The organism is Corallococcus aberystwythensis (assembly GCF_003612165.1).
In the GTDB taxonomy this organism is placed as follows: Bacteria; Myxococcota; Myxococcia; order Myxococcales; family Myxococcaceae; genus Corallococcus; species Corallococcus aberystwythensis.
This window is the reverse complement of sequence record NZ_RAWK01000124.1, coordinates 21,365-28,644: the sequence shown is the minus strand read 5'-3', so window position 1 is coordinate 28,644 and position 7,280 is coordinate 21,365. Positions and strand designations below refer to the sequence as shown.

Here is a 7,280-nt window from a genome sequence, read left to right as displayed (position 1 = left end):
GTCCGCCCCCGTGCAGCGGACGACATGGCTCAGTGCGTCAAGGCGCCGGAACGCAGGTCTTGCTGGCCCCGCACACCAGCTCGCGTGCGCAGTCCTCGTTGCTCACGCACTTCGTGCCCTCGAGGCAGTCGTAGCCGCTGCCGCCGCTCATCCCGTTCACCTTGAAGGCGCTGTTGGTGATGCGCTCGGTCATCGCCTGGTTGCCGATGGAGCCCTTCAGCCTGTGGGTGAGGTTCACGTTGACGGAATTGGGGGCGACGGTCGCCTCGATTTCGAACGGCTCCGGCACGGCGTCGATGGCGTCCTGGATGAGGAGGGCGATCTGCGCCGCGGGCGTGTTGTTCTCCACGATGATCCGCTGGTTGGCGGTGTTGGTGAACACGCCGTTGCGGTCGATCTCGAACTTGACCGGCTCGTTGATGCCGTCGCTGATGGTGAACGTCTCCCCATCATTCATGTTCATGCTGGCGGAGGCCGTGATGGTGCCCGTCGCCGCCTGGAGCGTCTTCACCTTGCAGTTGGCGCTGCAGGAACCGCAGACGAGGGTGTTGCCGTCGTCGCAGACCTCATTCGTGGAGCTCGGGTCCTTCACGCCGTCGCCGCAGATGTTGCCATTGAGCGTGAGGACCGCCTTGCAGGTGTCGTTGCACTTCTCGCAAGTCTCCGTGCCGTAGGGGCAGGCGGTTTCGTTGGAGGTGTTGCCGTCGTCGCAGGCCTCGTTGACCGGGTCCTTCACGTTGTCGCCGCAGACGTTGCCCGTGCGCGACACATTCTCCTTGCAGTCGAAGCGGCACACCTTGCAGGTGCGGGTGCCGTAATCGCAGGCCTCCTCCGTTTCCGTGTTGCCATCGTCGCAGACCTCATTCGCGGAGCTCGGGTCCTGTGCGCCGTCGCCGCAGATGTTGCCCTGGAGCTGGAGGACCCGCTTGCAGTCGTTGCTGCACCGCTGGCAGTTCGCGTCACCATAGGGGCAGGCCGTCTCCGTCTGCGTGTTGCCATCGTCGCAGACCTCGTTGTCCGGGTCCGTCACGCCGTCGCCGCAGACGTTGCCCGTGCGCGACACGCTCTCCTTGCAGTCGAAGCGGCACACCTTGCAGGTGCGGGTGCCGTAGGGACAGGCGTCTTCCGTTTCGGTGTTGCCGTCGTCACAGGCCTCGTTGGCGGTGTCCCAGTCCTTGTCGCCGCAGACGTTGCCCTTCAGCTCGAGCCGCGCCTTGCAGTCGCCCTTGCACGCCTCGCAGGTGGCGGTGCCGTAGGCGCACGCGGTCTCCGTCTTCGTGTTGCCGTCGTCGCAGGCCTCCGGGCGGTCCGGCCCGCTGACGTTGACCACGCTGTCGCCGCAGATGTTCGGCTTGCAGGTGCCCAGGCAGTCGTCGTCGTCGTCCGTGTTGCCGTCGTCGCACTGCTCCTTCGCCGCCGAGTTGGTGACGCCGTCGCCGCAGGCCGTGGGCGTGCAGTCCACGTCGCAGATGGCCGAATTGGGCCCGTCATCGCACTGCTCGCCCGCAGCGGTGTTGAGGATGCGGTCGCCGCAGGCCGCGGGCGTGCAGTCCGCGTTGCAGGTGCGGGAGTTGCCCGCCGTGTCGCACAGTTCGTTGCGCGTGTTGTTGGTGAAGCCGTCGCCGCAGAAGGCGATGGTGCAGTCCGAGTCGCAGGCGGGGCTGTTGGCGGGGCCCACGTTGTCGCACTGCTCGCTGGCGGACGTGTTCACCACGCCGTCGCCGCAGGCGCGCAGCGTGCAGTTGGCGTTGCAGTAGGCGGACTCGCCCTTGTCGTCGCACTGCTCGCCCGCGGTCCGGTTGATGATGCCGTCACCGCAGACGCGCACGGTGCAGGTGATGTTGCAGGTGGCGGACTCGCCCTTGTCGTCGCACTGCTCCTCGCCGTCGCGCACGCCGTTGCCGCAGCCTTCCGCGGAGCGGCAGTCCGCGCTGCAGCCGTCCTCGCTGACGTTGTTGCCGTCGTCGCAGATTTCACCCTTGATGCTGTCCAGGACGCCGTTGCCGCACGTCTCGTCGGACTTGCAGTCGGAGCTGCACCCGTCGCCGTTGCTGTTGTTGGCGTCGTCGCACTTCTCGCCCTTGGCGGTGTCCACGTAGCCGTTGCCGCAGCTCTCCTGGGAGCGGCAGTCCGCGCTGCACCCGTCGCCGCTGACGGTGTTGCCGTCGTCGCAGCGCTCCTCCTTCGTGGGGTCGGTGTACTTGTTGCCGCAGACCTCGGTGGACAGGCAGTCCGCGCTGCACCCGTCACCGCTGGTGTTGTTGTCGTCGTCGCACTTCTCGCCCACGGCCGTGTCGGTGACGCCGTTGCCGCACAGCTCGTTGGACAGGCAGTCCGCGCTGCACCCGTCGCGGTCGTTCGTGTTGCCGTCGTCGCACTTCTCCTTGGTGACCTGGTCCACGACGCCGTTGCCGCACGTCTCGGTGGACTTGCAGTCGCGGCTACAGCCGTCGCCGTCCACGATGTTGCCGTCGTCGCACTGCTCCTGGTCCTGGACGACGCCGTCGCCGCAGTCCGAGGAGATGCACACGGCCTGGCCCGCGGCGCACTTCAGGCCTTCCGGACATACGAGCCCGGCGGGGCAGTCCACGGTCGTGGCCTGGTAGCAGGAGGTGAGGAGGAGCAGCAGCGGCGCGGCCAGCAGCAGCAGGGCGCGCGCCACGGAGGAGCCGGCCGGAGGCGGAGAGGAGGGAACGCGTGTCATGCGGAGACCCCTAGAAACGGAACGTGGCCACGGCACCGCCTGAACCCGCGCCGAGGAGCGGCGTGACCTGCACGGTCGCCGCCTCCTGGCCCGGTTCGATGCGGTACGGCTTGGGTTGGTTGAGGACGGCGAGCACCGCGCCGGTGACGAGCACGGCACCGCCCACGGCGTACCCGGCGATGGCGCCGGTCTGCATCAGTCTGCCCTGGGAGCGCTCGTCGGCGACGGCGGTGGGTGGCACGCAGCCCCCGCAGTCGGAGATGCCCGACTCGAAGGCGGCGAAGTGGTCGCGCGACTGGAGGTGGAGGAAGGCGCTGCCCCCCGCCACGGCCACGCCCGCGCCCATCACCAGCCAGGGCATCGCGGCGGACCAGCGGCGCTTGTAGCGGATGAGGTCGTCGGAGGTGAAGAGCTTCAGGTCCAGCGCCGTCGTCTCACCGGGCAGCAGGGTGCGGCTCTGGTCGCTGGGCACGTAGCCCGCCATCGTCGCGACGATGCTGTGCGCGCCGGGGCGCACCAGCCCTTCGTAGCGGCCAGGGGCCACGAACAGCGGCTGGCCGTCCATCGTCACCGTGGCGCCGGGCGTGGCGCAGGTGATGTCCACCCGCGCGAGCTGCTTCTCCACCAGCGTCTTGTAGCTGCGGGCGTACTCGTACTTCTCCTTCTCCAGCGGCGCCGGTCCGAAGCGCAGCGCCGCCATCAGGTGCTCGTGCACCTCCACGGGCTGGTCCAGGTTCATCAGCGCCAGCGCGAGGTTGTAGTGGATGGCCGGGTGGTCCCAGCGCCCCAGCGCCTGGCGGTACTTCTCCACGGCCTGCACGAAGATGGATTCCTTCAGGAGCGCGTTGCCCTCACCGAACAGCGCGAGCGACGCGTCCTGGTCCGTCTTGGAGATGCCCTTCGCCCAGGGGCGGTCCTCCGCGCCGGCCGGCCCCGTCTGCGAGCCCTCCAGCGTGGTGCTGGCCTGCTCCTGCTGCGAGTCCTGGGCCGTGGGCGTGGGAGGCGGGGGCAGGGGCAGCGACTCGGAGAGGGGCGTGTCCGTGGGGGCCGGAGCGGGCGTCTGCGCGGCCTCCGCGGCGGAGGGCTTGCGCCGCCGCTTCGCTCCGGTGCCGGACAGCTTCGTCGCGCTCTTCGTCTTGCCCGTCGTCTTCAGGGCGGTGGACTTCTTCGCGGTGCCCGGCGTCTTCGCGGTGCCCGCCTTGCGCGTGCTCCGGGACGTCTTCGTGGTGCCCGTCCGCGGCGCCGGTTCCTGCGCCTGCACGGGCACCGCCTCCAGCGCCAGCAGCACCGACAACACGACCGCGGACCTGCTCATCTTCTTGTTCACGATGCTTCTCACTTCAGGACCTCGATGACCGGGCTGCCCAGCTGGGATTGCAGACGGGAGACGCGCTCCTTCTCCCGCTTGAGCAACGTGGAGAGTTCTTCCGCCGCGCGCAGGGCCTCCTCGCGGGCGTCGCGCGCGGAGTCGGCGCTCTCCTCGGCGCGCTTCTTGGCGAAGCGGGCGCGCAGCTGCGCCTCCTGGGCGCGCTGGAGCGCGGACACCAGCTCGTCGTTCTTGCTGAGCAGCTCCTGGTTCGCCAGCGCCACCTGCTCGTTGGCCGCCTCCGCCTCCTGCTGCGCCTTCTGGCGCTCCAGCTCCTTGGCCTGCACTTCGGCCAGGCGCTGCTTGGCCTCCGTCTCGGCGCCGCGGGCGTTGGACTCCGCGGCGCGCGCGATGATCTCCGCCGCTGTCGCCGCCTGGGCCTGACGCTCGGCCTCCTGCTGTGCGTTGCGGATGACGACGAGCGCCACCACCGCCGCCACCACCAGGAGCCCCAGGAACGTCGCGCTGCCGATGAGCAGCGCCCGCTTCAGCCGGCGGCCCTTCTTCGCCTGCGCGAACACGGACGCGAGGAAGTCCTGCTGCAACCGGGGCAGCTCTCCCCGGTAGCGCCGCTGGAAGCGCTGGGCCTCCTCCACCAGCTCACCGCGCCACAAGAGGTGCGCGTCGAAGTTCTTGCCCTGCCACTGCCGGGCCGCGTTGCGCAGCTGCTCCAGGAACGCGGAGTCCTCCTGCCCTTCGTCCAGCCAGCGCCGCAGCGTGGGCCAGCTGTGCAGGAGCGACTCGTGGACGATCTCCACCGTCGCGCCCGTGGCGCCGCCGCCGGTCTGCACCACCAGCAGGCGCGCCTGCACCAGGTGGTCGATGAGGCGCTGCATCTCGCCGGTGTCCTTCGTCAGCTCGCGCAGCTCGTCCAGGGACACGATGGCGCGCGTGCGCTCCGGCGTGACGAGCCGCAGGAAGAGCGCGCGCACCAGGGTGCGCTCCTGCGTGGACAGGCTCTCCAGCACGCTGTCCGCGTGGCTGGCCAGCGCGCCCGCGATGCCGCCCATGGCCTGATAGGCGCTCTCCGTGAGCAGCCGGTTCGTGACGTCGCGCGCCTCCCACAGCTGGGTGGCGGCGAACTGCAACAGGGGCAGCGCGCCCTGGCTGGCGTCCAGGTGCTCCAGCATGCTGGACACCATCGTGGGGCTCTCGAACTGGTAGCCCGCGCGCTCCGCCGGCTGCACCAGCGCGTCCTTCAGGCCTTCACGCGCGGGCGCGGTGAGGAAGTAGAGCCCCTGGCTGAGCTCCGCCATGAAGCGCTCGTCCTCCGGCACCCGGTCCAGGAAGTCCGAACGGATGGAGAGGATGACGCGGATGGGCGTGGTCGCGTCGTCCGCGATGCCGGACAGGCACGCGGTGAAGGCCAGCCGCTCCTGGGCATCCGGCACCAGCGTGTAGAGCTCCTCGAACTGGTCGATGAAGAGCAGGATGCGGCGGCGCTCCCGCCGCGCGCGGCTGCGCAGCACGTTGCCCACGTAGCCGGGCTCCGCGCGCAGCCGCTCCACCAGCCGCTGCTGCTCCTGGAGGTCGTCCTCAATGGTGGTGGACGAGCTCATCAGCGGCGCGACGATGCTGGCCAGCGCCGACAGCGGGCTGCGTCCGGGACGGATGACGAGCGCCTCCCAGGGCGTGCCGGAGCGCTTGAGCACGGGCACCAGGCCCGCGCGCACGAACGACGACTTGCCCGTGCCGGACGGGCCCACCACGGCCAGCAGCGGCCGGTCGTTGATGCGGTTCACCAGCGCGGCGATTTCACGGGTGCGGCCAAAGAAGCGGTCCGCGTCCGCTTCCTGGAAGGAGCTGAGGCCCGCGTAGGGGCTCTCGTCCACGCGCAGCTCGCGGCTCATGCGGCCGGGGAGGAAGGGCTCCAGCGCGCGCAGGAGCGACGCGGCGTCCGGGAAGCGCTCCTCCTTGCGCTTGAGCAGGCAGCGGTCCACGACGGCCGCCAGCTCCTGCGGGACGTCCGGCGCCATGGTGCGGAGCAGCGGCATGGGTTCATCCAGCATGCCCGTCACCATCAGCTGCGGGCCGCGCAGCGGATCCAACGGGTGCTTGCCGGCGAGCATGCGGAACAGCATCAGCCCCACCGCCCAGATGTCCGTGCGGTTGTCCACGGCCACCCCGATGCCCCACTGCTCCGGGGACATGAAGGCCATGGTGCCCATGATGGCGCCCTTGCGGGTGAGGTTGGACACGTCCTCGCCCATTCCCTCCACCGAGTGCAGGCGCGGCTGGGCCTGGGGCACCCCGGTGGGTGCCTCCGGCGGGTCGTCACCCTGGAGCACCTTGGCGATGCCGAAGTCGAGCACCTTGATGGCGCCCGAGTCCGTCACGACGATGTTCTCCGGCTTGAGGTCGCGGTGGACGATGCCCTGCTCGTGGGCGCACTCCAGCGCCCGCACCACCGGCACCATCAACTCCACCGCGCGCGCGGGCGGCAGGCGCTGGTTGCCCAGCACCTTCGTCAGCGGCTTGCCCTGGAGGTACTCCAGCACCATGAAGGGGCCGCCGGGGAACTCGCCGACCTCGTAGATGATGACGATGTTCTCGTGGCTGCACCGCGCGGTGGCGCGCGCCTCCAGGATGAAGCGCCGGGTGATGTCGGCGTCCTCGCTGTGCAGGAACTTGATGGCCACCCGTCGTCCCAGCCGCACGTCGCGCGCCAGGAACACCGTGCCCATGCCGCCGGAGCCCAGTTCGCGGATGAGCTCGTAGTGCTGCAGGCGCATGCCCGGGCGCAGCGCGTGGCCCTGGATGGAGGGCCCCCCGGTGTCGTTGCCGGTGTCACCGGTGCCACCCGTGCCAGGTCGCGACGGCCCGTCCCACGTGGACGAGGACCCCGTGGACGAGGACCCGGTGTTGGACGCGCGCGAAGGCGGCTCCACCGGCGCCGGAGCGGTGCCGAGGAGGGACTCCACGTCCGCGGCCTGTGTCCGGTCCGTCAGGTCCGAGGACACACCCGTCACGTTCACCGCGGAGGGACTCCGCCGCACGGCACCTGCTTCGTTCTTCATCATTGTCCGGCCACTTTTCCGCGCGACGCATTCACAGCCATGGCGCGACCCGGGCGCCTTCGCCCGATGCATCCATGCGCTGCGTACAGCCCCCCAGCCCTGCCACCTCGGGGCGCAATCATACACGGCCACTGAAGCGCTGACAGTTCACGGCCCCGCGTGGGAGGCGTGTCTGTTTTGACCTTGGGGAGCA

3 protein-coding genes are annotated in these 7,280 nt (G+C 70.0%); all 3 read right to left on the bottom strand.

Features of this window, described 5'->3' with window-relative positions; all coding sequences use genetic code 11:
• Positions 1-37 precede the first annotated feature (37 nt).
• Genes D7W81_RS21180 through D7W81_RS21170 form a run of 3 tightly spaced genes read right to left on the bottom strand, consistent with a single transcriptional unit; the run spans position 38 to position 7,090 of the window.
• Positions 38-2,704 carry a DUF4215 domain-containing protein gene (locus D7W81_RS21180; RefSeq protein ID WP_120557199.1) on the bottom strand — a complete coding sequence of 889 codons (2,667 nt, stop codon included), beginning with the start codon at positions 2,702-2,704 and terminating at the stop codon, positions 38-40.
• 10 nt (positions 2,705-2,714) lie between these two features.
• Complete coding sequence (locus D7W81_RS21175) at positions 2,715-4,043, bottom strand: peptidase associated/transthyretin-like domain-containing protein (RefSeq protein WP_244227333.1); 1,329 nt, start codon at positions 4,041-4,043, stop codon at positions 2,715-2,717.
• Positions 4,040-7,090: an nSTAND1 domain-containing NTPase gene (locus D7W81_RS21170; protein WP_120557198.1), complete on the bottom strand. Its 3,051-nt coding sequence runs from the start codon at positions 7,088-7,090 to the stop codon at positions 4,040-4,042. The genes D7W81_RS21175 and D7W81_RS21170 overlap by 4 nt, the downstream gene beginning before the upstream one ends.
• Positions 7,091-7,280: the final 190 nt, after the last annotated feature.